At 44.9% G+C, this 24,261-nt stretch carries 19 protein-coding genes and 1 pseudogene; 10 read left to right on the top strand and 10 right to left on the bottom strand.

Annotation, left to right across the window (positions count from 1 at the left end; genetic code table 11):
* Positions 1-63 precede the first annotated feature (63 nt).
* Complete coding sequence (locus tag FN831_RS05020) at positions 64-2,508, top strand: glycoside hydrolase family 2 TIM barrel-domain containing protein (RefSeq protein ID WP_142527109.1); 2,445 nt, start codon at positions 64-66, stop codon at positions 2,506-2,508.
* Positions 2,509-2,605: 97 nt separating this feature from the next.
* Here FN831_RS05020 and FN831_RS05025 read toward each other — a convergent pair whose 3' ends face one another.
* Positions 2,606-3,628: an LLM class flavin-dependent oxidoreductase gene (locus tag FN831_RS05025; RefSeq protein ID WP_142527110.1), complete on the bottom strand. Its 1,023-nt coding sequence runs from the start codon at positions 3,626-3,628 to the stop codon at positions 2,606-2,608.
* A gap of 113 nt (positions 3,629-3,741) precedes the next feature.
* Between FN831_RS05025 and FN831_RS28250 the strand changes: the two genes are divergently transcribed.
* Positions 3,742-3,873 (top strand): hypothetical protein, encoded by a 132-nt coding sequence (locus tag FN831_RS28250; RefSeq protein WP_262711871.1) that lies wholly within the window; start codon positions 3,742-3,744, stop codon positions 3,871-3,873.
* A 117-nt stretch (positions 3,874-3,990) separates the two neighbouring features.
* Here the strand turns inward: FN831_RS28250 and FN831_RS27620 are convergent, their stop codons facing one another.
* Positions 3,991-4,146: a hypothetical protein gene (locus tag FN831_RS27620; RefSeq protein ID WP_185960386.1), complete on the bottom strand. Its 156-nt coding sequence runs from the start codon at positions 4,144-4,146 to the stop codon at positions 3,991-3,993.
* A 129-nt stretch (positions 4,147-4,275) separates the two neighbouring features.
* Here FN831_RS27620 and FN831_RS05035 point away from each other — a divergent pair, with 129 nt between their 5' ends.
* The 4 genes from FN831_RS05035 (at position 4,276) to FN831_RS05050 (ending at position 8,802) form a co-directional block, all read left to right on the top strand.
* Positions 4,276-4,884 (top strand): alpha-ketoglutarate-dependent dioxygenase AlkB family protein, encoded by a 609-nt coding sequence (locus FN831_RS05035; RefSeq protein WP_142527111.1) that lies wholly within the window; start codon positions 4,276-4,278, stop codon positions 4,882-4,884.
* A gap of 159 nt (positions 4,885-5,043) precedes the next feature.
* On the top strand, positions 5,044-5,448 hold the full coding sequence (locus FN831_RS05040) for a nuclear transport factor 2 family protein (RefSeq protein WP_142527112.1): 405 nt from the start codon (positions 5,044-5,046) through the stop codon (positions 5,446-5,448).
* Positions 5,449-5,465: 17 nt separating this feature from the next.
* Positions 5,466-6,116 (top strand): VOC family protein, encoded by a 651-nt coding sequence (locus FN831_RS05045; protein ID WP_221931268.1) that lies wholly within the window; start codon positions 5,466-5,468, stop codon positions 6,114-6,116.
* A gap of 103 nt (positions 6,117-6,219) precedes the next feature.
* The gene (locus tag FN831_RS05050) at positions 6,220-8,802 is read left to right on the top strand and encodes a tetratricopeptide repeat-containing sensor histidine kinase (protein ID WP_142527113.1); all 2,583 of its coding nucleotides are present in this window, start codon (positions 6,220-6,222) and stop codon (positions 8,800-8,802) included.
* Positions 8,803-8,835: 33 nt separating this feature from the next.
* On the opposite strand, the gene FN831_RS05055 is transcribed toward FN831_RS05050, so the two are convergent.
* The 6 genes from FN831_RS05055 to FN831_RS05080 form a co-directional block, all read right to left on the bottom strand.
* Positions 8,836-9,213 carry a hypothetical protein gene (locus tag FN831_RS05055; protein ID WP_142527114.1) on the bottom strand — a complete coding sequence of 126 codons (378 nt, stop codon included), beginning with the start codon at positions 9,211-9,213 and terminating at the stop codon, positions 8,836-8,838.
* Between the two features lie 123 nt (positions 9,214-9,336).
* Positions 9,337-9,921: a Crp/Fnr family transcriptional regulator gene (locus FN831_RS05060; RefSeq protein ID WP_142527115.1), complete on the bottom strand. Its 585-nt coding sequence runs from the start codon at positions 9,919-9,921 to the stop codon at positions 9,337-9,339.
* A 50-nt stretch (positions 9,922-9,971) separates the two neighbouring features.
* Complete coding sequence (locus FN831_RS28340) at positions 9,972-11,906, bottom strand: sigma-54 dependent transcriptional regulator (RefSeq protein ID WP_142527116.1); 1,935 nt, start codon at positions 11,904-11,906, stop codon at positions 9,972-9,974.
* Positions 11,907-11,934: 28 nt separating this feature from the next.
* A complete protein-coding gene (locus tag FN831_RS05070; protein WP_185960387.1) occupies positions 11,935-12,723 on the bottom strand; it encodes a sensor histidine kinase in 789 nt (262 codons plus the stop codon).
* 226 nt (positions 12,724-12,949) lie between these two features.
* A complete protein-coding gene (locus tag FN831_RS05075; protein ID WP_142527118.1) occupies positions 12,950-13,408 on the bottom strand; it encodes a nuclear transport factor 2 family protein in 459 nt (152 codons plus the stop codon).
* Positions 13,409-13,551: 143 nt separating this feature from the next.
* Positions 13,552-14,232 (bottom strand): Crp/Fnr family transcriptional regulator, encoded by a 681-nt coding sequence (locus tag FN831_RS05080; protein WP_142527119.1) that lies wholly within the window; start codon positions 14,230-14,232, stop codon positions 13,552-13,554.
* A 276-nt stretch (positions 14,233-14,508) separates the two neighbouring features.
* On the opposite strand from FN831_RS05080, the gene FN831_RS05085 reads away from it, so the two are divergent.
* From FN831_RS05085 to FN831_RS05095, 3 genes are all read left to right on the top strand, one after another.
* On the top strand, positions 14,509-15,366 hold the full coding sequence (locus FN831_RS05085; protein ID WP_142527120.1) for an SDR family oxidoreductase: 858 nt from the start codon (positions 14,509-14,511) through the stop codon (positions 15,364-15,366).
* A 67-nt stretch (positions 15,367-15,433) separates the two neighbouring features.
* Positions 15,434-15,958, top strand: a complete 525-nt coding sequence (locus FN831_RS05090) for a hypothetical protein (RefSeq protein WP_142527121.1) — start codon at positions 15,434-15,436, stop codon at positions 15,956-15,958.
* Positions 15,959-16,154: 196 nt separating this feature from the next.
* The gene (locus FN831_RS05095; RefSeq protein WP_142527122.1) at positions 16,155-17,108 is read left to right on the top strand and encodes a helix-turn-helix domain-containing protein; all 954 of its coding nucleotides are present in this window, start codon (positions 16,155-16,157) and stop codon (positions 17,106-17,108) included.
* Here FN831_RS05095 and FN831_RS05100 read toward each other — a convergent pair.
* Entirely contained in the window at positions 17,050-19,023 is a 1,974-nt protein-coding gene (locus FN831_RS05100; RefSeq protein WP_142527123.1) for a RagB/SusD family nutrient uptake outer membrane protein, read from the bottom strand. The two genes, FN831_RS05095 and FN831_RS05100, sit on opposite strands and share 59 nt — an antisense overlap.
* A 28-nt stretch (positions 19,024-19,051) precedes the next feature.
* The gene (locus FN831_RS05105; RefSeq protein WP_142527124.1) at positions 19,052-22,357 is read right to left on the bottom strand and encodes a SusC/RagA family TonB-linked outer membrane protein; all 3,306 of its coding nucleotides are present in this window, start codon (positions 22,355-22,357) and stop codon (positions 19,052-19,054) included.
* 199 nt (positions 22,358-22,556) lie between these two features.
* Between FN831_RS05105 and FN831_RS05110 the strand changes: the two are divergent.
* A pseudogene (locus FN831_RS05110) lies at positions 22,557-24,260 on the top strand (arylsulfatase).
* Position 24,261 lies beyond the last annotated feature (1 nt).

Raw genomic sequence — 24,261 nt, forward strand, 5'->3', positions numbered from 1 at the left:
AAACCTGGAGTTTACAAAAACAAATAATACGATACGAAGATTGACAGGAATAGGACGATTGATATGAATATAATAACGCGACTGACGAAAATTAAAAGTATACTACTGTTCATGCTGTGCTGTTTCTGCTGCCCTTTGCTGGCAGCCGCGCAGGATAGCGAACAGAACATCCTGTTTAACAATGGCTGGAAATTTATGAAAGGAGAGCCAGCAGGGGCGGAACGTCCATTCTATGACGACCACAGCTGGCGCCGTGTGACCTTGCCCCACGACTGGAGTATTGAAGGGCCATTTGATGAGAAATGGGCCAGCAGTACTGGCTACCTGCCCGCAGGGATAGGATGGTACCGCAAAACCTTTACGCTGAAAAAGGCTGCAGCGGGAGAAAAAACATTCATATACTTCGATGGCGTATATAAAAACAGCGAGGTCTGGATCAATGGACATTACCTGGGCAGGAGGCCGAATGGTTATGTCGCCTTTCAGTATGAGTTGAGCAAGTACCTGAACAAGACTGGCTCCAATACACTTGCTGTAAAAGTTGACCATAGCAAATTTGCAGATTCGCGGTGGTATCCGGGTTCAGGAATTTATCGCAACGTATACCTGATCGTTAAAAATCCCATATACATCCCTACCTGGGGACTGGCTTTCAGTACACCACAGGTTAGTGCGACAAAGGTTTCTGCAAAACTTAAGGTAAACGTAAGCAATACGATGCAGCAACCGGCTGTTATTGTTGTAAAAGTTGGGCTCACGGATAGGAATGGTAAGGTTGCCGCCAGTGCAACACAGTCCATGAAAGTGGCAGCTTCCGCTACAGGCGCAGCAGAACTGAACTTTACTGTGCCTGAGCCAAAATTGTGGTCAGTAGATGATCCCACACTTTATCAGCTCAAAGTTTCTCTGCTGCTGAATGGAAAAGCTGTTGATCAGCAAGTACAGAAGGTAGGCTTAAGGGAGATCAGGTATACCGCTGATGAAGGCTTTTTCCTCAACGGGAAAAATATAAAAATGAAAGGTGTATGTGTGCATCACGATGCCGGTGCGCTGGGTGCTGCGGTACCTGCTGAAATATGGGCCTGGCGCTTGCGCAAGCTCAAGGAGGCAGGTGTTAATGCAATCAGGATGAGCCATTATCCGCATCAGGATTATTTGTACAAACTTTGTGATCAGATGGGTTTTCTGGTGATGGACGAGGCATTTGATGAATGGGAGCACGGAAAGAATAAATGGGTGGCAGGATGGAACAAGGGCACACCTACCCGTGATGGTTACAATGAATATTTTAAAGAATGGGCGGAACGCGATCTCAGGGATGTGGTACTGCGGAACCGCAACCATCCATCCATTGTAATGTGGAGCATTGGTAATGAAATCGATTATCCTAATGATCCTTATTCTCACGAAGTGTTGAATACCGGACGTAATCCACAGATCTATGGCAGGGGATACTCTGCCAAGAGTCCACCGGCAAGTGAAATGGGGCCGATTGCCCGGAGGCTGGTGAAAGTGGTAAAGGACAACGATACTACACGGCCGGTAACTGCGGCCCTGGCTGGTGTGGTGATGTCAAACCTAACCGATTATCCCGGGCTTTTGGATCTGGTGGGATATAACTATCAGGAATACCGGTACGCAGAAGATCACAAACAGTATCCGAAACGCATTATTTACGGAAGTGAGAACGGCAAGGGCCGCAGGGAGTGGCTCGCGGTAGACAGTAACAAATATATTTTCGGACAATTTCTCTGGACTGGTTTTGACTTTGTGGGCGAGGCTCATGGATGGCCGGTAAGAAGTAGCGGCGCCGGTCTGCTGGATATGGCAGGCTTTCCGAAAAATGATTTCTATTTGCGCCAGGCCCTCTGGACGGAGAAACCGATGGCCTATCTGATGGCCTCAAAAAGTGATCAGGATGATGAGATCCGGTTTATCTGGAATTCTGCACCAACATGGAACTGGCAGGAAGGGGACAAGCTGAAGGTGCTGGGAATTACGAATACTGAGGAAGCTGAGCTTTTCCTCAATGGGAAATCGCTGGGCAGAAAGAAGGCGGGTAACAAAGAGCCGGCATTATTCTGGAATGTGGCTTACCAGCAGGGAGAACTGATCATGAAAGGCTATGCTAAGGGTACTGAAGTAGTTTCTTATCGGCTGGCAACAACGGGAGAAGCCAAAACCATTGATGCGCTGATCAACAGGGAGAAATTTGCTGCGGATGATCCTGGAATGGCTATCATTGAAATTTCTCTGAAGGACAAGGATGGAAATCTGGTGTATTCGGCCGATAACCCGATTGAGCTTAGCGTAGAAGGGCCTGCAAAATTGCTGGGTCTGGAAAGTGGTGACCTGGCAAGTCATGAAAGTTATCAGTCAGACATACGAAAAGCCTATCATGGGAAATTACTGGCCTACATCCAGACAAATAGAGGATCAGGAACTGTAAAAGTAACGATCAGTTCGCAGGGACTGGAATCAAAAACAGTAACATACCTGCCGAGATGATTTAAAAATCATACTGAAAATTAAGAATTGATATGATGAAGCCGAGTGTAACCGGCATCATCATATCAATTTTTTGGCGACTTAACCTTTTTATAGCTTATCGCCAGCCTAAGGCCGGTGCAACGTGCTTTAAAATTGAAGACAGCACGTGTACATTATAGTCCACTCCCAAGGTGTTGGGTATAGTTAAAAGAAGTGTATCAGCTTCCTGGATCGCTTCGTCCTCTGCCAGCTCTTTGATCAGCTGGTCAGGTTCTGCGGCATAGCTTCTTCCGAATATTGCACGCTTGTCACTTTCGATATATCCAATTTTGTCAGATTGCCCGGCTTCACGCCCAAACAAATATCTGTCCTGATCATTTAACAATGCGAAAATCGAGCGGCTCACAGATACCCTTGGTTCACCATCATGACCTGCTTTTTTCCAGGCATCCTTATACAGCCTGATCTGCTCAGCTTGTTGGATGTGGAACGGTTTACCGCTTTCGTCAAATTTCAGGGTAGAACTTTGTAAGTGCATCCTGTTTTCAGCAGCCCATACTGCCGTTGCGTTAGACGCGGCGCCCCACCAGATCCTTTCCCGCAGTCCTTCTGAATAGGGTTCTAAACGTAATAAACCAGGAGGATTAGGGAACATTGGGTAAGGATTAGGTTCAGCAAAACCTTCTCCAGTCAGTTTATCCAGAAATTCCATGGTCTTACGGCGTCCCATCTCCGCGTCTGTCTCGCCCTCGGCTGGCTGGTAGCCGAAATTGCGCCAACCTTCGATTACTTGTTCCGGTGATCCTCTGCTAAGGCCCAGTTGTAATCGTCCGCCTGAGATCAGATCGGCCGCTCCGGCGTCTTCAACCATGTATAAAGGGTTTTCATATCTCATATCGATTACACCGGTCCCTATTTCAATTTTACTTGTTTTAGCGCCTATGGCCGATAATAAGGGAAAGGGTGAGGCCAGCTGACTTGCAAAATGGTGCACTCTGAAATATGCGCCATCTACACCAATTTCTTCTGCAGCAACAGCCAGATCGATCGACTGAAGCAAGGTGTCGCTTGCTGTTCGCGCCCTGTACGAAGGATGATCAGACCAATGGCCGAAGGACAGGAATCCTATTTTTTTCATATGTTTTGTAATCAAATTGCCCACCTAAGGTAACAATCACCTTTAAAGATTATGTGAGGGGAAAGTCATTTTCAAATGCGTTGGGAAGATGCATTCTCGAAACATTCCACCCCATGTTGAGAAGGCAACAGGCTTCTGCGGTTGTTGCGGCCCGTCACAAAATCGTAGAAGGGGCCGTCGGGATGGTAGAAAGTGCGCTAAGGATGCTGGCTGATAAAGATATCATTACCTACAGGCCTGCCTGAAATGACGCCTCAAAGAAAACCAGGACTAAGTATTCAGTTTTCGAATAGCATTCTGTTCTCGAAAAATTTGCTGCTGCCAAGCAAACTCCCCAAAGTGATGGAAAAGAAGTACAAGGACTAAGCCTCTAAATCCTCAACATCATTATCTGAACCTTTCCCCCAATCAAAATCCTCTCTAAAATCTTCATCAGGATGAAAGTAATAGCTGGGAGTACCAAATTTCGCATTTTGCATTTTCTCTAAAGACTGGATTTGATTGATTTCAGTTGACATGGCTTTATGATTTTATGAATATTGAAATAACGCTTAGACGTAAAAAAGGTTTTCGGAAAATAATATTACTATTAAAACTAGCATTTATTTTTAAAATACTTTTTAAATTAGTTTATATTTGACAGGAAAATGGAGCAATTAAGTTTTTTCCCGGAAGCTGGCCAGACACCCGGTCTACCAGTTGAATTGCTGGAATATCATCCTGGTCTTTTTACAGAAAAAGAATGCGGGCTGCTGTTGCAAAAATTTATTATTCAATCCCCCTGGCAGCAGAAAGTTGTCAGAATGTACGATAAAGAAGTGGTCACACCCAGATTGTGTGCCTGGTATGCTGATCAGGAGACTTATGATTATACCTCTCTCAGAAGGTCGGCTCCAAATAAGTGGACACCGGAACTCATGGCAATTAAGCTGAAAGTAGAAAAGATTGCAAAGGTTAAGTTTAACAGTGTCCTGCTCAACTATTATCGTGATGGCAATGACTCGGTGGCCTGGCATAGTGACAATGAAAATGCGCTGGGTAAATATCCGGTAATTGCGTCTGTAAGTTTTGGTCAGGTGCGCAGTTTCGATATCCGTTTCAAAGAAGATCACAGTGAAAAATATTCTATCAGACTGGAAAGTGGATCGCTGATGATCATGAAAGGCAATCTGCAACAGGACTGGGAGCACAGGATTGCCAAATCCACACGGCCAATGAATGCAAGGGTAAATTTAACTTTCAGGGTAGTGATTTAAGAAATTTGCTCCGTGCGATGCCCGCGATGGATCAATTGTGCCGGTTTAATGCTGGAACGATGATTTTTGTCAATGAAATTTCTTATTAAAAGTCAATAGCCAGCAATAGCTGATGCAGCAACTTTGTGATGTTTTACAGGACAATTAAACGTAAAAAACATGAAAACTGCAAAAGAACTTTTGATGGATTATTTAGAAAACATTGGCAACCCCGACATCCAGATAGAACTGTTTGCCGATGATGCGGCCATTGAATTGCCATACCTGGCCAGTCTTGGTATGCCCGCCCGATGGGAAGGGAAAGATACACTTCATACTTTCCTTGGAAACCTGCCCAATACTTTACCTGGTTTCAGGTTTAAAAACATCCAAATTCATATTGACACACCAGATCAAGCTTTCGGAGAGTATGAAGCGACAGCAACAATTGGCTCTAATGGCAAAGCATATGCGCAGCATTACATGGGCAGGCTGGTAGCAGAGAACGGTAAAATCAAACTGCTCCGCGAAGCTTTAAATACAGTGCCGGTACTCAGGGATATCAAAGGGATTACTATAAGCTAAAATCAAGATCAATAATCGTGAAAACAAAAATTAAAACTCAGGAAAATAACCTGTTCAAGTCATCATCTGTTATTGTGATGGCTGTCGTATTATTAACTTTCAGTACCAACCGCACATTTGCCCAGCAGCAGGCACAACTTTTAGGGGTCGACCACATCGGCATCAATGTTCCTGATCTTAAACAAGCTGTAGCTTTCTTCTCTGATGTCCTTGGCTTCAGGGCAGTAACCAGTATAGGTCCCGTTTCACTGGAAGCGGCATGGAAAGAGGCAAACCATATGCAAAGCGGTACAGGGCCGGTAACCATTAAAATGGTGCGCGCAGGTTTCGGTGCCAATATTGAGTTGTTTGAATATAAGGACAGCAAAGGCAATACACAACAGCCGGGAGCCGATGACATTGGTGCCTCGCACATTGCTTTTTATACCAGTGATATCAAAGCCGCGGTCGCCTACCTGAGATCTAAGGATGTAAAATTTTTGGCTGAACCATTTACAATGCCATCTGGTGATACCCAGGGGGAAACATTTGTTTACTTTCTAACCCCATGGGGATCAAAGTTAGAACTGGTTTCTTATCCAAACGGAAAAGGCTATGAGAAAAATAAGCCATACACATTGTTATGGTCTCCTAAAAATGCTTCCGGTAAAGGCGGAATCAAAAAATAATTATCATTTTGTTGTGTTTTGCTAAAAAGGGTGCCTGTAATACGGGCGTCCTTTTCAATTATATAGTATTTTTATGGCGTTGATAATAGCTTAAACAGATAGCATGACAAGATCCCTTTTTATTTTCTCCTTATTGCTATTCTCTATCGCTGCATCTGCCCAAAACACCCAGGGTGATTTAGCAGTTCAGCGCGAGGCCGAAAATGATCCTGCTCCGTTTGCTTCCCAACTTCAATCCAGTGTCAGAGATACAAATAAGGTTAACCTGCTCTGCAAGATAGCCCGCATTTGCTGGTACCAAAGGACAGTGGAAAACCATGCTGTAGATAGTACCCTGTTATTCGCCCGGCGGGCATATGCACTGAGCAGGGATATCAATTTTACTGAAGGCCATAATGAAGCTGTCTTTTTAATCTGTAAGGTATTGCTGGAGCGCGCACATATTGATCAGGCCCTTAAGTTAGCTGATGAAGTTTATGGTGAGGAAAAAGTGCGTTTGCTGCTGATCATTGCTGAACCCTATGTCTTTCATCAGCCACCCAGTGACAAGGAATTTGCCAAAGCAATGCCCCTGATTGAAAAAGCTGTGAAATTAAGTGCTCAGGCGCATTCTCTGAGATGGACAAACGAGTGTTTAAACCTGCTTGCGAAACTATACTTTAACAAGGGAGACGTTGTGCTTGGTAAACATTATTTTATGGATATCATTAATAATTATCATCATTTAAAGGATTATAACAATGAGGCGAAATATTGGTCGAGGCTTGCCGAATATATGCCTGAAAACAACAAAACGTACACCGAAATGATCCATAGTTATGAGCGGGCTGTTTACTACTATTTGTTGGCGGGGAACAAAAAAGAAGCCGGCTATTCACTAAGGGATCTGGCTCTCATACGCACTAACTTTAATCAGACAGCGCAGGCCGGACAGGATCAGATGAAAATGCTCAGTTTATTCAAGGAGATTCATGAGCAACTTAGCCCTACAACATATTTCCAGCTCAGTGAATATTATCAGATTACGGGCAAATACGATCTTGCCTTGTCATATGCACTAGGAGGTCTTAAGGCCGCAGGCGATAACCTGGATAAACGGATTAACCCTGCGAGGGCGCTGGGAACTACCTATGGTTTTTTAAAGGATTATAAAAATGCGGTTAAATACTCTAAAATTGCATTCGATTATGATGCAGAAAGGAACTCGCCCAATATGTTTCTATCCTGTTACCGGGTTGTAACCTTCCTGACAGCGGGTGGAAATGCCGGACAGGCGCTTCTTTTTTTGAATAAATTTTTAGCAGCTCATTCACTTTCTTCTATCAGTTATCAGCAGATTTATGCTTCATGTTATGGAACGATATACAATGCGCTCGGCAATTATGCGGAAGCAGACAGGTATTACCGGCAAATGATGAGCCTTGAAGAGGCGGCAAACCGGGAAAATGGTGAAAGAATTGGGCATCATTTCACTATGACAGGAGGTTATGCATATTACCTTATGGGCAAATTTTATGTTGAACGGGGCCGGTATAAACAATCCAGATCTTATCTAATCAAATCGCTGGACAATCCTCATTATGGTGATAAAGATCAGGAATTTGATACCTACAAGCTGCTCTTCAAAGTAGATTCTGCGCTAGCTAATTATGTCTCGGCCATCAGATATTTTGAACGCCACAAAGCAATGGCAGATTCCATCAACAATGTGGAAACCGCTAACAAGATCTCTGCTTTGAATATTCAATATGAAACTGCAGAAAAAACCAAAGATATCAGGCTGTTAGAGAACAAACAAAAACTTCAACTTGCTGCTGTTCAGAAAGCGGATACGATCAGGAACTTCACTATTGGCGCATCCGTCCTGTTATTACTTCTGGCCTCATCTGCGTACCTGGGCTACCGCGATAAACAAAGGAGTAACCGACAGCTGCAGCTGCAGCAAAACGAAATCAATGTGCAAAATGCTGCGCTGCAAACACTATTGATGCAGAAGGATGATTTTCTTAATGAAAAAGATGAACTCCTTGACGAAAAGGACGGGCTGCTGAAGGAGAAAGACTGGCTGTTGAAGGAGGTCCATCACCGCGTGAAGAACAACCTGCAGATCATTATGAGCCTGCTCAGGACGCAGTTGGCGCACCTCAAAAATGAAGATGCCAAAGATGCCATCATGGACAGTGAAAATAGGGTTCAGGCAATTGCACTCATTCATCAGAAGCTTTACAGTACAGAAAACGTGGCCAGCGTTAGTATGCCTGCGTATGTAGCCGATCTGGTCAATCATCTTACAGACGGCCTGCAGACCCCAGACAAAAAAGTGAAGGTACAGCAGTCGGTAGAGCCGATCCATCTGGATCTTGCCCAGGCAGTGCCTATTGGGCTTATACTTAACGAAGCAATCACCAATTCCCTCAAATATGGAGCTAATGAAAGCGGAGTGGATATTACCATCACTTTTCGCTGTATGGAAGGTGCAAATGCCCTCCTTATTATTGCCGACAAGGGCAGGGGATTACCTTCAGATTTTGACCTTGCCACCAGCAAATCACTCGGGATGCAATTGATGAAGGGCTTAAGCAAACAGTTAAAGGGGTGTTTTAATATTTCCAGTGGCCCGGGAGTAACAGTTACTATAGAGTTTAAATTGCTATCCCTGCTTTCTGCAGTTAAAATGACATCATAAAGAGAAGCCCGCCTGCAAATTGATTGACATTTGTCAGTAGTTCAGTTCATAAACACCGATCACAGTTTTCTCTGGTGTAAGCAGATGGCAATAGCTGTGCGAGCTGCAAACGGTATGTACTTCACCAAGCAGTACAGCCCCCTTTTCAATCAGCGAGGTGAGCGTCTGACTGATACTTGTAACTTGAAAGCTGACAACAATATTGCTGTGGGCAAAGAGGTAATCGGGACAGCAAAATCCGGAACTATAAATCTCAATCGTGGTACCATCGCTGCTTAGGTATGCCGTCAAACCAGGTTCAATCAACATTTTCTTTACTCCTGGTTCCGTTTCTAAGATTGCTTTATATAATTCGCCGTCTAAAGTCCCGGCTTTAACAGCTATTTTTTTGTTCCTGCTTATATTTTTCATACTCATCTTTTCCTATGCTGTCCCAAGAATGGGATGCTGTTACAAAGATCATATGATGCAACTTTTAAAATGTTGATTAAAAATAAATTATAAATTGATTTAGGCGCTTTTTGATCAAATTTGCTATTTTTTTCTTGCCGTCTGGTTCCTGATGCGGCTCAGCGTTTCCGGTGTAATTCCGAGATAAGATGCAATCATGCCTTGCGGTACCCGTATTGATAATTGAGGGTATTGTTCGAGGAACCTGAGGTATTTTTGTTCTGCTGTCAGGCTGATGAATGTATGGATCCGGCCCTGGGACACAATAAAACTCTTTTGCAGGATAGCGTTTACCATTGCGTTGAAGGCCGGGATATCTGCACATAATTTATCAAAGGCAGTTTTTGTGATCAGGACGACTTCAGAATTTTCCAGTGCATCAATGTTGAAAATGGAAGGTTCTCCAGTCGTGAGGCTTTCACGGTCGCCTGTCCACCAGTTCTCAATTGCGAAATTTACGATATGTTCATTGCCTTTCTCATCCAGGGTGTACGTTCTCACACAGCCTTTGGCAATAAAAGCATTGTATTTCCAGACATCTCCTTCCTGCAAAAGATATTGGCGCTTTCTCAGTTTTTTAAGCTGACAAACTGATGTAACCTGTTGCAGTTCCTCCGCTGTTAATGAGGTTTTCTCCTGAATATAGTTTAAAAAAATTTCGATTGCCATTTAGTTTTTTTTGCCCGATGACGGATGGTTGAAAGATGCCAATTTAATAACTAAATCCCATGGTATAATTCTTTTTTAATTCCGAGCTTTTTCATTCTTGAGGTAAGCGTACTTGGTGGCAATCCCAGAATCTCTGCGGCACCACCCATGCCGGTCAGCTTTCCGCTGCAGCTTCTGAGAACGGTAAGAATATGTTCGGTTTCAATTTGTTCCAGCGTTTTCCGGCTACCTGCAGCCGGGTATACTTGGGACCGGGGATTGCTCAGTACCGGCAGTTCTACTTGCCCGATCAGCGCGGCTTTGGTTTTTATCAGCGTACGCTGCATCAAATGTTCCAGTTCCCGGATATTGCCCGGCCAGTGATAGTCTGTAAGTTGGTTCAGAGCGGTAGCAGTTAATTCAGGCACTTCTGCACGTTCCATATTTGCGGCACTGAGGACTAAAAAATGTTGTGCAAGTAAGGGAATATCCTCTTTCCGTTCCCGTAATGGTGGCACCTGTATCGGATAAACATTGAGACGGTAAAATAAATCAAGCCGGAAGCGGCCTTCGGCAACTTCCTTTTCCAGATTACGGTTAGTCGCCGCGACAATCCTCACATCAACTTTGATCGTCTTACCGCTGCCTACCCGTTCAAATTGTTTTTCCTGTAATACACGGAGTAATTTTACCTGTGATTCCAGTGGCATCTCTCCAATCTCATCGAGAAATACTGTACCTTCCTGTGCCATCTCGAATTTCCCGATGCGTTTTTCAACAGCTCCTGTGAAAGCGCCTTTTTCATGGCCAAATAATTCTGATTCGATCAAATCGGCAGGCAATGCTGCGCAGTTAACAGTTATAAATGGAGCATACCTTCTTTGGGAAAGCAGATGTATATTTCTTGCCACGCTTTCTTTTCCGGTTCCGCTTTCTCCAAGTATGAGGACGGAAACGGGTGTAGGAGCAACAAGTTCAATATTGTCCAATACATGAAGCAGGGCTGCACTTTTTCCATATATACCCTCAAATTTAGATACTGGCTTAGCTGACTGAAGCCTACTTGCCTTTCTAAAAATCTTCCCTGCAGTTTCTGTAGGACCAGGTAGCAGGCTAAATAATTTAAAAACAGTATGCCGGGTCTTACAGAGAAGATTGATGTGTGACTGGTCAAAAGCGTCTAAGTTTTTATTACAGAAATTGAGTTGAAGTAACCCTTCCCTTGTAATAGATAAGAACTGCAGCGAAGCATTCAATTCATACTGACGCGGGCCGGTTTTAAGTAACGGCTGTTGGTCTGTCGGTTCATTACAGGTTCTACCTTGAAATATTTTTGCTGATGTATGCTCAATACTGTTAACCTGCCCGGTCTCAGGAAAGAAGATATCGTCAAGACCTTGCTCATCAAGGGGAGCTATGACACTATATTCATTAAATCCAACCCGGTAAAAAGCTCCTGATTTTATCATGCTGCTATCGGTACTTTCGTATCGGAAGGCGAGGTAGTCGAATGGAATCAGGGACTGAAATACGGCCGGGATTTTTTGCAGTTTGTGCTCATAAGAAAGGGCTTCTTCTGAAAGACTTCTCATCTGCTGTTGCAGCAGTGTTTCGCGCTGTGCAGCAAATTGTAAACTGCTTTCATGTTTGCTCCGCGCAATATCAAGCATGATCAGTAAATCTTTTTCCCTGAAAGGTTTTACTAAAAAACCATAGGGCTGGGTAGCCTTAGCTACCTCCAAAATACTTTGATTGGTGTTGGCAGAAAGATAAATGTAACCAATACCTCTTTCCTGCAAGTAGGGCGTGAGGTCAGTTCCCATAGAGTCATCCTGCAAAAAGATGTCCAGTATTACCCAGGTGGGCCGGAACCTGTCTACGGCGGCTTTTGCTGATTCTACTGTATCGGCGGTGCCACAAACCTGATAGCCTGCATTCTCTAAAATAATCGTTAAATCATTGGCTACAATAAATTCGTCTTCTACGATCAGCAGCTTCTCATTCATATCGTTAAATTAATCATTTAAGGTCATTCTACAAAAGATTATCAGTTCTGCTTAGTTTAAAATCAATTGTAATCATCAGTCCTTCGCTGCGGTTTACCGTTATCTGTCCGCGGATCTGATGAGCAAGTCCCATAATCAAACTTCTTCCGAGCGATCTGCCCGAAAGAAAAGCTGTTTCTTCAGGCAGGCCAACCCCATCATCGGCATATACCAGCTGAAAATTGTCAAGTTCTGCGACGCTGAGGGAGATATTTATATTTCCCCTTCTGTCCTCCGGAAAGGCATATTTCAGGGAGTTGGTTATCAGTTCATTTAAAATGAGTTCAAAAGGTATGGCAAATGACATGTCTAGGCTTAACGGAACCAGATCGAGCTTAAATTTCACACGGCTGCCTGCTTCAAATTCATTACGAAGATACGCCACCAGATCTTTTATGCAGCAGGTCATCTCGATGGTTGAAGCTGTGGCATTATTTACAAGCCTTTGATGTACCAGGGATAGGGCATACAACCGGTGTTTGCTGCTAAATAAAGCGTCCCTGCCGATCTTGTCCGTGATGAACGAAAGCTGTGCATTGGTCAGGCTGCTCAAAATCTGCAGGTTGTTCTTTACCCGGTGGTGCATCTCAGTAATCAGCCATTCATTCCGCATCGCCAGTTCCTTTGTGTTATCTCTAAGGCTTACAATATCCTTTAGCAACGTTTTAATACGTAGTTCTTTACGTTGCCGGAATTTAATCGTTCCGCAAACCTGAACACAAAGAGTCATCAGAAGCATAATCAGGGCAAAATACAAAATGTGAAAGGTTGATGTCATATCCATCGTACTATATCGGCACTGTAAAACATCCTGAACTGATCTGTACAATTCCAATGCCTGCGTGGCAGCTTTTGATATTGAGGTAGTTAATAATGAAGGTGTTTTGAAACTTGCGATATATCGCAGATTAGCGAAAATATTGCAGTAATTGAGGCAGGGCTATTATAGAGTTTGTTCAGTACAGGCAGCCATGTAGCAGCTGCCTGTTTGATCAGGGGCGGAGCTATTGGAGTACAGCACTCAAATTTCCGAACACACCCAGCTGTCCCAGCAGAATCGTTCCTGCTGTATAGCAATGAAAAGATTTCACTTTTCCGTTCTCCAGATGGAACACGTCACAGCATGGTGCATTAATGGATTTACCAGTGGCCGGAATGGTGCCCGCCGGTAAACGGAGCGGACCCTGGTGTGTGCCGTTCAATGATAGTTCGACAACAACAACATTTTCGTCAGCACTAACGTAGAAGTCATACAACTCGCGGTGCATATCGGGGAAGGCTGTGGCATAAATTTCTACCACGTTGCCAACTTCTTTCCCGTAATATTTGGTACCTGCTGAGACATCCCAGAAGTATCCTTCTGCTGTGAATAAGGCCGCAAAGGCTTTACTGTCCTGGATTTCTGCGACGTGATAGAGTTCACGGATAACTTTTTCATTTTCTGAATTACCTGGGGTTTTCATAAGATTAATATTTAATTTAGACAAAGATTATGAATAGGAGAATGCTAATTGTTGACTTTTGATAGAATCCGGCATTGACTTTTATCAACGCGGCATATTGATATAGAAGTTCCGGCATCAAGGGTTAATGGACCGATCCCGGGTTAATGTTTCCTGATCCTGCTTAGTGTTTCTGGTTTGACTCCGAGATAGCAGGCGAGCATATTTTGTGAAAACCGGTGAATATAGTGAGGTTTTGTCAGCAGCATATTTGCATACCTTTCTTCGGCTGTCATACTTAAAGCTGCAGTAATTCTTTGTTGCGACTCTATCAGTTGTCTGAACTGAAAACGATGGACGAGCTCGTGCATGGCCGGGATCAATGCCATAAGTGCATAAAGTTGGTTCCTGTCCATGATAATCATTTCTAGGTCTTCCAAAGCTTCGATATGGTAACCCGATTCTTTATAGTCAAGAAAACTTTCCATGTCGGTTACCCAATCATTTTCCATGCGAAAGCAAAGGATGGTTTCCTGACCACGTTCGTTGATAGAATAAGTTTTGGTTGCTCCCTTTGTAATGAACCCGATGTACCTGCAGATATCAGTTTCCTGCAGAAAATATTGGCGCTTCCGAAGCCGCTTGATCTTTGCATGGTCGATAAAAATCTCTTTGTCAGCTTCGCCGAATATTTGTCCTGTGTTCAGTTCTGCCTGTCTGAAAAAAGGCCGGTAAGATTGGTCATTGAGGGCTTTTAGCTGTGTAAAGCCCACTTGAGGATAATGCATCTGCTGGGCAGGACATCCAGGATAATTGATCGGGCTTGAATTACGGTTGCTATACATAGAATTTCGATTAGTCCTGACCGTTAGTCGAAAGCTATGCCTGCTTTTTTATGCTTTGATAATCAGAAAGATAGGATTTTCGGATCTCTTCGATTACCGAAATGTCGCGGATTACCGAAATTATGTTTTAGCTGCAAATCTGACCCAGGCCTAAAGCCACTCAGGAAAATCGTTGACATTTATCAACGTTATTATTTATTCCAGATCAATTTCCCGCAGGCTTCTCTGCTGCAACTTTGTGATATCAAAAACAATATTAATCAAAACAAAAATATCATGTCAAAAGTAATTTTTATCACAGGAACAAGCAGTGGTTTTGGAAAACTAACCACCATTACACTGGCAAAAGTAGGTTACAAGGTAATTGCCGGTATGCGGGATATAGACGGAAAAAATTCCGCCGTAGCGGATGAATTATCACAGTTACCTAATGTAGATGTTGTGGAAATCGACATTACCAATGATGGATCCGTAAAAAATGCCTTCGCCAATATGCTGGCTAAATATGGCCACATTGATGTACTGGTCAACAATGCGGCCGTAGCCGGTTTCGGTTTAATGGAGGCCTACAATATTGAACAGATCCGTCACATGTTCGAAGTAAATTTTTATGGTGTTATTCGTACCTATCAGGCTGTGCTTCCTTCGATGCGTGCAGCAAAAAGCGGACTGATCATTAATATTACTTCAGGAGCCAGCGGGCATACCCTGCCTTTCATGATTCCCTATCTTGCTTCAAAATTTGGTGTTGAAAGTATTACTGAAGGTCTGCAGGATGAACTTGCTGAATTTGGTATTGATAATGTGAGCATTCAACCGGGGGTGTATCCGACAGAAATGAACACGGGACAAAAAGCAGGGGTTAATGCAGACAGACCAGATATTACTGCAGCTTATGGAGATAGCGCAACGGAAAAATTTAATGCGATAGGTACTGCGCTTTTTGGTAAAATGCAGTCGTTTAATATGGATCCGCAGGTGATTGCCGACGGTATCCTTGAGCTGATAGAAATGCCTGCCGGGACAAGACCTCTCCGTAAACCGCTGGATGCAATCGCGCTTGGTACAGATAAAGAGTTTATCGAATCCAGGGCGGCAATCAAAACTAAATGGCTGGCAGCCTACACTGCTTAAGTATTTTTTAAAGATGATCAATAGCAGTATCAGCTGCTATTGAATTTTTACCCTAACTGTAAATCATATGAAATCATTCAATCACACAAATCATGGGCTGATCATGGGAATCACAACTTCTCTGATTGTGCTGACTTCAATCACGTCCGCTACATCTTCCAAAGCGCAGTCAGCTTCATCTTCGCTTGTTGAATTAACCAGTACCCCGATACCTAAAGCAAACCTGGTAACACTTGTAAACAAACAAATTCATGTATGGAATAATGTTGATTCAAAGAGGCGGCTGACTGGCATGACTGAAATATATCAGCATGATGTTACATTTTTTGATCACGACGGAATTGTTAATGGAATAAAAGATTTAAACGACCGCATTACTGTGCTGCAGCATAAATTCTCCGGCTTTAAGTTCAGCTTGGCGAAAATTGATAACAGTTATAATGTTGTACGTTATTATTGGAACTTCGGACCTGCATCAGACCCAAAGCTCATACAGGGAATGGACCTGATTATTCTGGAAAAAGGCAAAATACGTTCATTGCATGTGTTTCTGGATAAGGTGCCAGGCAGAGCACAAGGTAATGGTATATGAGGTAACAGAGCAACAGGAAAATTTTCAAACCGGACATTTCACCTGCGTTAATAGCGGTCATCCTCATGTTTAAAAAATCTGCTAAAGCTCTTGCTAAAACAAATATTGTTAACACGGAAGAAAATTGTATATTTGGTTAAGTTGATTTCTATGCGCGCAGTATAGTGTCCGGCTTTACCAAATATGACAGTTTGATATGACGTTAAAGAAAGTTTTTCGCAATGTCCTTTTGTTATTGCTTGTCAGCAAGTTTGCCTCTGCCCGGGTATCTGATCCGGGCTTCAGAAATAACTATCAGAGCTACCGCTGGAATATTAACAACGATCCTTATGTCACTGACCTGTACCTGGATGATCACGCGCATATTTTATGGGTTAAGGTTAAAGCCCCCGGCAGGGAAGGCGTATGGAATGCCGTTCCTGCTAACCTGACAATCGTAAATACTCCACAATGGTGGGCGAGTGCCATTGCTTGTGTGCTTTATGGTATGATGTTACTGGCTTTCCTCTATGCATTGTATGACCATCTGCTCCGGCCTGTAAAATTAAAAACAAATCGTAGACCTGAACACGGGCTCCAGCAGCAGGAGGAAACTGGAATACTTCAGGCAAATACAGAACCATCTCCAGACATCCCGCAGGAAGGCAACATACATCATGATCTTTTTGAAAAGTATACAAACAAGGTAAGCTTAAACACTTCCAGGGCCAGTCCCGTATCAGCTGATGAGCGTCTGCTTAAAAGAGTACTGGAGTATGTAGAAGAAAGGATAGATGATTCTGATCTTCATATTGATGAAATTTGCGATAAGATTGGTCTAAGCCGTACACAGCTCTACCGCAAAATGAAAGCTATGACAGATCTGAGTATGGCAGAACTGATCAAACAGATCCGTCTTCAGCGGGCGCGGGAGTTATTACAAGCCAGGAAATTTCACATCAATGAAGTATGTTACATGGTGGGTTTTACCAACAGTGACTATTTCAGGAAGTGCTTTAAGGCACACTTTGGCCTTGCGCCTACAGCTTATACCAAACAGCAGCTTGGTAAGATGAACCAGGAGGCCGAAGCCTCCCGGTTGATGAAGATCACTACCAGCCAGGGTTTTGATAACTCTTACTCTGATCGGGTGTCATCGCTCCGCCGTTAACAGTGGTCGCATCGATCTGTACCTGCGGAATCGGCCTTAATTTTACGCGGGGGCTGATGCTGGTAGCGTCTTTGTTAAACAGCCTGGTGCGGTCGTACAAGGTTTCGGTACGTACCAGATCTTCCCAGCGGTAAAACTCGCCGCAGAGCTCTCGGGTCCTTTCATTGAGGATAAAGTGGATAAAGCGGTCTGCCGTTGAGACCACTGTTGGAGGATACAGTTCGCTGGGGGCGTTGCTCGTGAACAATTCTGTGGTGGCCATTAGTTGCGGATAAGTATCAGCAACATCATTGGGCGTTCCGCCATCAAACATATAGATCTGCGGGTTCTTAAATTCACCGGCATGATAGGCTGCGCGCTGTCGCAATTTGTTGATGTACGTCAGCGCTGTACCGTAATCGCCCTTACGACCATAAGCTTCTGCGGCAATCAGATAGGTTTCTGCAAGTCGCGCCAGAATTCCGTTTCGGATACCTCTTTCCTCGTTATAATCACTGGTGAGGCGTACCGGGTCCAGCATTTTTACCAGTGTAAGGAATTTGTTGTTGTTATAGCCCTGCAGTATTGGCCCGCCTGCTGTTGCCGTGTAATAGCGGGCGAAGACGGTATAGCGGTACCTTGCTATTTGGGCAGCGGTAAGCGGGTTGCTTCTGCTATTGGTAATAAATAGCGCAGCGGTATCGCCAATACCAAACTGCAGCGCGCCGATCAGTGAGGGCTGTGGCGCATTGGCTGCAGTAAACTTAGGTGTATTCGTATTGGAATTTGAATAGTATACCGACTTAAAACTTTTATAAAAACGCGAATCATTTTTCCGGTCGAAGATATCAAGCGTATAGTCAGAGGGGCCCAGCCGGCGAAAGGGGCGCCCATTAAAATTGTCGGCATTTCTGGTGAGCCCTGGTATTCCCACATCATACTGGGGAATGTAAAATTCGTGGGTACGGTTACCCGATGTTCCGTCAAGTGAAAGGTCTTTTATAAACTGGGCAGCAAAGATAATCTCTTTACTGGCCTGAGCGGTCTGGAACTTACCGATATCTCCTGCAGGCCCATTGCCGTTCTGCCCAATGGAAGGGCTGAGTACTTTAGGGTATGCCGCAGGATACACACCATTCCAGATATTCATGTAATCGGGTTCCAAAGCAAAGGATGAACTATTAATAACCAGATTGGCATAATAGGCTGCACTGTCTATGTCGCCCGCTTTCTGGCCCCTTGCGTCGGTAACTGCGCTGCCGCGTGTGAGATATACTTTTGCAAGGAAATGGTTGGCCGCTCCCTGCGTTGCGCGTCCCTGATCTACATTTGTTACGCTGAGTCCCTCTGCCGCCATCCTCAGGTCTGCAATAATCTGCTGGTAAACCTGTGCCACCGAAGCTCTGGGGAAGTCTGTCTGTTTACCCACCGCCGGAGCCAGCACCAGTGGAACGCCGGCAAACTGCTGTACCATCTGAAAGTAGTAATAGCCCCTTAAAAAATGCAGCTCGGCTATGCGCTGACTAACTTGTGCTGGCGTGCCGAGGGTTTTTGAGGTGGTACTTTTAAACAGCGGTAGCTGCTGCAGGCCAATATTGCAGCGGCCTATGCCTTGGTAATTGTTTACCCACAAACCGTTCAGCAGCCCTTCAGCAGAGTTAAGGCTGGCCGAATAACTATTGTAGTATTCATAGTTAAACTGATCGCCTTCAATAAATTCATCTGTTCCGAAATTATAGAGTGCATAGGCCTGCTCACCTTCAAACTTATTTCTCAGTGGCGTATAAGCAGATTTTACGAGATCTTCCAGGCCCTGATCTGTATTATAGTAATCATTCGTGAGCGTGCTTACCAATTCTTCTTTGAGGTATTTCTTGCATGAACTTACGCCGGCGGTCAGTGACAGTGCAATGATCAACATGATATATTTTTTCATTTTTATCTTTTTAAGATGCCAAATAGATTTAAAAACCAGCCTTCAGGCCAAACACGAGGCTACGGTAGCTGTATGAAGTAGGTACCGGGGTATTCGTACTGCTTGAGGGGTACGAGCTGAGATAGGCTACGGTTTCAGGGTCATACGTTTTGTATTTACTAAACAGGAAAGGATTCAGTGCATTGAGGGATATGGTCAGGTTGCGCAGTTTAATTTTTTCCAGAAAGGATGCCGGAAGTCGGTAGGATAGGAGGATGCTGCGTATACGTGCAAAAGACGCGTCCCTGAAACCGCTGGCCTGCCAGTAGAGCGGTATGTCGCTCGTAAGATTGGGCTGCGGGTACTCATTTGATGGATTTGTGGGTGTCCAGTAGTTCACATCCAGATACTGGAAGCGCCCGACAAGCGAGGGCCGCGGATCGCGCACCAGGCCACCATGGCTGATGTAGAGAAACGCACTGAGTTCAAAACCCTTGTAGCTGAACGTGGTATTGATGCTGCCCGTCCAGTCGGGATTAGGAGAGCCCAGTACCACTTTGTCTGCCTCGGTTATTACCGTATCGGCATTGGTGTCCTGAACGCGGATCCGTCCCGGCTGCAGTGCTGTGTTTGTTCTGTTTCCGGCTTTTTTCCAGTAGTATTCGTAGAGTATCCCGCCCGGCTGGGCATCACTGTTCTGGAAAATTCCCTGTGCCTGATAGTCGTAATAAGAGCGGACGGGCTGTCCGATAAACCAGCCGCTGGTGATGTTATTGTTTCCCGATCCGTCAAGCTTGGTGATCGCTTCTTTATTTTTTGAGAACACAAAATCGGTGGTCCATTTGAATCCATTTTTGTTATAGTTTTCTGTAGACAATGCAATTTCAACTCCCCGGTTACGCACCTCGCCCAGGTTGACAGTGATATTGCTGTAGCCCGAGGCATCAGGAAGTTTCTGTGGCTGGATCACGTTGGTATTGGATTCATATACATCCACAGAACCCGTAACCTTGCCCTTGAAGACACTAAAGTCCAGTCCCAGGTTTTTGGTTACGGTTTTTTCCCAGGCAAGTTGCGGCAGTGGTAAGCCGTTAGGTGCATAACCTTTGGCGGGGGTAGAGCCAAAATTGTAATAGGTAATACCCAGTGTGCCGTTGGTTAAATAGGGACGGATGCCAGAGTTGCCGACAGCGCCGACCCCTCCGCGAAGCTTCAGCTGGTCGATAAACGTAAACTTCTTTATAAAGTCCTCCTGGTCGAGGCGCCAGGCTACGGAGCCCGAGGGGAATGATTTCCCCTGATTTTCTGCGGACAGTACCGAAGAGCCATCATACCGTTCTGCAATTGTCAGCACATATCTGCCATTGTAGGAATAAGTGACGCGGCCCAAAAAAGAGGCCAGCTGATTTTGAGAAAAACTGCCCGCGTAGGTTACTACTCCTGTCACGTTATTTTGCAGCGAATACCATTTCTGGCTTTCGTAACTGAGGCCTGTTGCCGAGGCGTTGGTGGTATCAGACCGGTTTTTTACAAGCTCCTGCACAGCGATGATGCTGATGTCGTGCTTCTGGCCCAGTTTGAGGGCGTAAGACAGCTGGTTCTGTAAGGTCCAGCTCAGGTTTGAATTTGTAGCATAGGATGCGCTGGCAGGATTTCCCTGTCTGGAAGAAGAGATACTGCCGTTGAATATGCCATTGCGTGAATCGTAGACATCGGCACCAAAAGTACTTTTGAAATTAAGCCCTTTGTATAAGTTGAGCGAGGCAAATACGTTTCCGAGAAAATGGCTGATCTTCCGTTCATTGAGCATGCTGTTTTCATCATTTAGCGGATTGATGATGTTCGCATCATTGCCCGGGTTTAAAATAAATGTGCCGTTGGCGTCATAGGGCTGTGCCAGGGGCAGCTGAAAAGATGCCCCGCCATAAACATCTGTTCCGGCGTTTTGTATCGCATTGGTATAGGTGAGGTTTCCTCCGATATTTAAAAATGCTGCAGGCCTGAAGCTTGCGCTGTTTGATACGCTGTACCTGGTGTAGTCCTGACCAGGAATAATACCTTTCTGATTAAAATACCCCAGAGAAAAGGCATCGCTGAATTTCTCTGAGCCAGCGGTAACGGACAGGTTATGGCTCTGCGTTGTTCCCTTGCGCAAACCTTCTTTCTGCCAGTCGAATGTTGATACCTTTGAAGGATCATATACAGCTACATTATCCAGGACCGGGTAACCAAGGCTCGTGAGCAGTGTTTTTTCTTCAGCTGTGGTGGGACGGGTAAGCACATCAAATATGTTGTTCGCGGGGTCATATTTGGTAAAGGTGTAACCCGCGAGTACCTTACTGAGCATATTTGCGTCTGCGCTGAAAAGTTTATAGTCTGTTGCAGCATCGGGGAAATACCGCTGTGCAGTACTGGTATTGCTTAAGCCGGTATTATAGGCTTTGCCACCAATGTATGCGTCACGTTTGAACTGTGCATATTCAGGGCCGTCAAATACATCCAGTTTGCGTAAAATTTCTTCCACAGAAGTGCTTGCACTGTAATCGATTGTCACTTTTCCGGCTTTGCCCTTCTTGGTAACAATCTGGATTACGCCATTGGCTCCCCTTGATCCGTAAATTGCTGTTGCAGAGGCGTCTTTAAGGATGTCTATCGATTCAATGTCCAGCGGGTTGATGTCGTCTATGCTGTAGGATACAGGTACGCCGTCAACCACAAACAGCGGATCATTTGTTGCACTTAGGGAGCGGCTGCCCCTGATGCGGATCGAAGCCCCTGAACCGGGTTTAAAATTCCCTGGCGTAGCAACTACTCCCGGTGCCTGTCCCTGCAAGGCAGTGCTGAGATTTGCCGTAGGTATTTTATCCATTTTCTCCTTATTTACAGATGAGATGGCACTTGATATATCTCCCCGCTTCTGCGTACCATACCCGATTACAACCAGCTCATTTAAATTTTTTGAGTCTGGCACCATCTTTACGTTTAAGACCGAACTGGCCGGAATGGGAAGCTCCTGGACTTTGTACCCCACAAAACTGAATACCAGTATTCCATCCTGTGTGCTTTCCGGTATCTGTATGGAGAATGAGCCGTTGTTATTTGTGATGGCAGCTGCCGTGGTACCTTTCAGTTTAATACTTACTCCGGGAAGTGGGCCGCCTGTTTCATCAGTAATTTTTCCGGTGATGGTTCGTGGAGGCTGAGGAATGTTTGTGACTGCGGCCTGGGTAGCTCCAATACTGACAAGCAGTATCATTGTGCTGAGTTTCGCGATGAAATATGCCCGGGAGCACTGCAGGCCCTGGCTTACAAAACTTTCATAGGAATGTTTCAGATTCGTAAATTTTTTATTCATACTTTGGTTGTAAATGGTTAATAATCAGCAGTCACGCAGGTTGTGTATGAGCTGGCCTGATCAAATATAACCCGTAGAAAACCAGCTAAACCGATAAAATCAGGTCAAATTTCAGTTGCCTGTGTTCCAAATTTATTACCTTAACAGAAATTTGCATTTACTGCCCTACATCATTTACCAATTTTTAACCGAAGAAATAATGAGAATTAGACTTTGTAGTTTGAACGCGCTGATTGCTTTGTTGCTTGTCTCATGGATAAAATCACCGGCACAGGTTAAACTGAAAGCCGCAGCACCGCGGCCAAACATTGTTGTGATCCTGGCAGATGACCTGGGTTTTTCAGATATCGGCGCTTATGGCAGTGAGATCCATACACCTAATCTCGATTATCTTGCCGGGCACGGTACGCGTTAGACCCAGTTTTATAACACATCCAGATGTTGTCCTACACGTGCATCCTTGCTCACGGGATTATACAATCATCAGGCGGGAATTGGCAATATGACCGATGCGGAAGATGCGCCCGGGTATCAGGGCTATATCACCAAGAATACGGTTACGCTTGCCGAAGTGCTGAAATCCGCAGGATATAATACCGGAATGACCGGTAAATGGCATGTTTCCAATACAAATGGCCAGAAATCGCCTGAAGAGCAGCTTCAGTGGTTAAACCATCAGAAAGATTTTGGCAATTTTTCTCCGCTTGATCAGTATCCTACCAGCCGCGGTTTTGATAAATATTTTGGTAACATCTGGGGCGTTGTCGACTTTTTTGATCCCTTTAGCCTGGTAAACGGCACAAAGCCGGTAAAGAATGTACCTGCTGATTACTATCATACAGATGCTATAAACGATACTGCTGTAGCCTATATACGGAATTTTGCAAAGTATACCAAGCCATTTTTCCTGTACATTGCCCAAACAGCGCCGCACTGGCCGCTCATGGCAAAACCTAAAGATATTGCCAAATACGAAGAGACCTACAAAGCAGGCTGGGATGCGATCCGCCGGGAAAGGTATCGGCGAATGAGCAAGTCCGGAATTATCGATACAGCGCAGACACCGCTTCCAAAACGCTGGAAAGACGACCTTGCATGGGCAGATAATCCCGACAAGGACTGGGACGCAAGGGCGATGGCCGTGCATGCAGCAATGATCGACTGTATGGACCAGGGTATCGGCAGGATTATCGATGCCTTGCGGGCTACCAAAGAGCTGGACAATACGCTGATCATATTTTTGTCTGACAATGGTGCAAGCCCTGAAAACTGTACCGCCTACGGACCGGGATTTGACCGTCCCAATCAAACCAGGGACGGGCGGCCGATTGCCTACGATATGAAGAAACAAATACTTCCCGGCAACGAACTGTCGTATGCCTCTATCGGCCCCCGCTGGGCCAACGTGGCGAATACGCCTTTCCAGTTCTGGAAAGCTGAAAGCTATGAGGGCGGAGTGCATACACCCATGATCGCCTTCTGGCCAAAAGGTATCCGTACCAAAGGAGGCGAGATTAACCGCGCTAGGGTAGGGCATGTGATGGATCTGATGCCCACGTTTGTTGAGCTTTCAGGAGCTAAATATCCCACAACTTTCCGGGGAAACAAGGTGTTTCCTACAACGGGCCTCAGTATGGTGCCTTCGTTCCGTGGCAGCAAAAGTACTGGTCACAGTATGCTTTTCAACGAGCATTTCGGCGCGCGCTATGCACGTTCAGGCGACTGGAAAGTGGTGGCTAAAGGTGATGACCGGCACTGGCAGTTATTCAATCTGGCGCAGGACAGGACGGAGACTAAAGACCTGGCTGCTGATTTTCCTGAAGTAGTAAAGCAGCTGGATAGCTTATGGAACAAATGGGCAAATACGCACCAGGTGTTTCCTAAACCTAAAAAAGCGCGTTAAG

Source organism: Pedobacter westerhofensis (assembly GCF_900182595.1).
Taxonomy (GTDB): Bacteria; Bacteroidota; Bacteroidia; order Sphingobacteriales; family Sphingobacteriaceae; genus Pedobacter; species Pedobacter westerhofensis.

Coding starts and splice junctions, on each gene's coding strand:
- FN831_RS05020 (WP_142527109.1), top strand. CDS start 64: ATGAATATAATAACGCGACTGACGAAAATTAAAAGTATACTACTGTTC.
- FN831_RS05025 (WP_142527110.1), bottom strand. CDS start 3,628: ATGAAAAAAATAGGATTCCTGTCCTTCGGCCATTGGTCTGATCATCCT.
- FN831_RS28250 (WP_262711871.1), top strand. CDS start 3,742: ATGTTGAGAAGGCAACAGGCTTCTGCGGTTGTTGCGGCCCGTCACAAA.
- FN831_RS27620 (WP_185960386.1), bottom strand. CDS start 4,146: ATGTCAACTGAAATCAATCAAATCCAGTCTTTAGAGAAAATGCAAAAT.
- FN831_RS05035 (WP_142527111.1), top strand. CDS start 4,276: ATGGAGCAATTAAGTTTTTTCCCGGAAGCTGGCCAGACACCCGGTCTA.
- FN831_RS05040 (WP_142527112.1), top strand. CDS start 5,044: ATGAAAACTGCAAAAGAACTTTTGATGGATTATTTAGAAAACATTGGC.
- FN831_RS05050 (WP_142527113.1), top strand. CDS start 6,220: ATGACAAGATCCCTTTTTATTTTCTCCTTATTGCTATTCTCTATCGCT.
- FN831_RS05055 (WP_142527114.1), bottom strand. CDS start 9,213: ATGAAAAATATAAGCAGGAACAAAAAAATAGCTGTTAAAGCCGGGACT.
- FN831_RS05060 (WP_142527115.1), bottom strand. CDS start 9,921: ATGGCAATCGAAATTTTTTTAAACTATATTCAGGAGAAAACCTCATTA.
- FN831_RS28340 (WP_142527116.1), bottom strand. CDS start 11,906: ATGAATGAGAAGCTGCTGATCGTAGAAGACGAATTTATTGTAGCCAAT.
- FN831_RS05070 (WP_185960387.1), bottom strand. CDS start 12,723: ATGACATCAACCTTTCACATTTTGTATTTTGCCCTGATTATGCTTCTG.
- FN831_RS05075 (WP_142527118.1), bottom strand. CDS start 13,408: ATGAAAACCCCAGGTAATTCAGAAAATGAAAAAGTTATCCGTGAACTC.
- FN831_RS05080 (WP_142527119.1), bottom strand. CDS start 14,232: ATGTATAGCAACCGTAATTCAAGCCCGATCAATTATCCTGGATGTCCT.
- FN831_RS05085 (WP_142527120.1), top strand. CDS start 14,509: ATGTCAAAAGTAATTTTTATCACAGGAACAAGCAGTGGTTTTGGAAAA.
- FN831_RS05090 (WP_142527121.1), top strand. CDS start 15,434: ATGAAATCATTCAATCACACAAATCATGGGCTGATCATGGGAATCACA.
- FN831_RS05095 (WP_142527122.1), top strand. CDS start 16,155: ATGACGTTAAAGAAAGTTTTTCGCAATGTCCTTTTGTTATTGCTTGTC.
- FN831_RS05100 (WP_142527123.1), bottom strand. CDS start 19,023: ATGAAAAAATATATCATGTTGATCATTGCACTGTCACTGACCGCCGGC.
- FN831_RS05105 (WP_142527124.1), bottom strand. CDS start 22,357: ATGAATAAAAAATTTACGAATCTGAAACATTCCTATGAAAGTTTTGTA.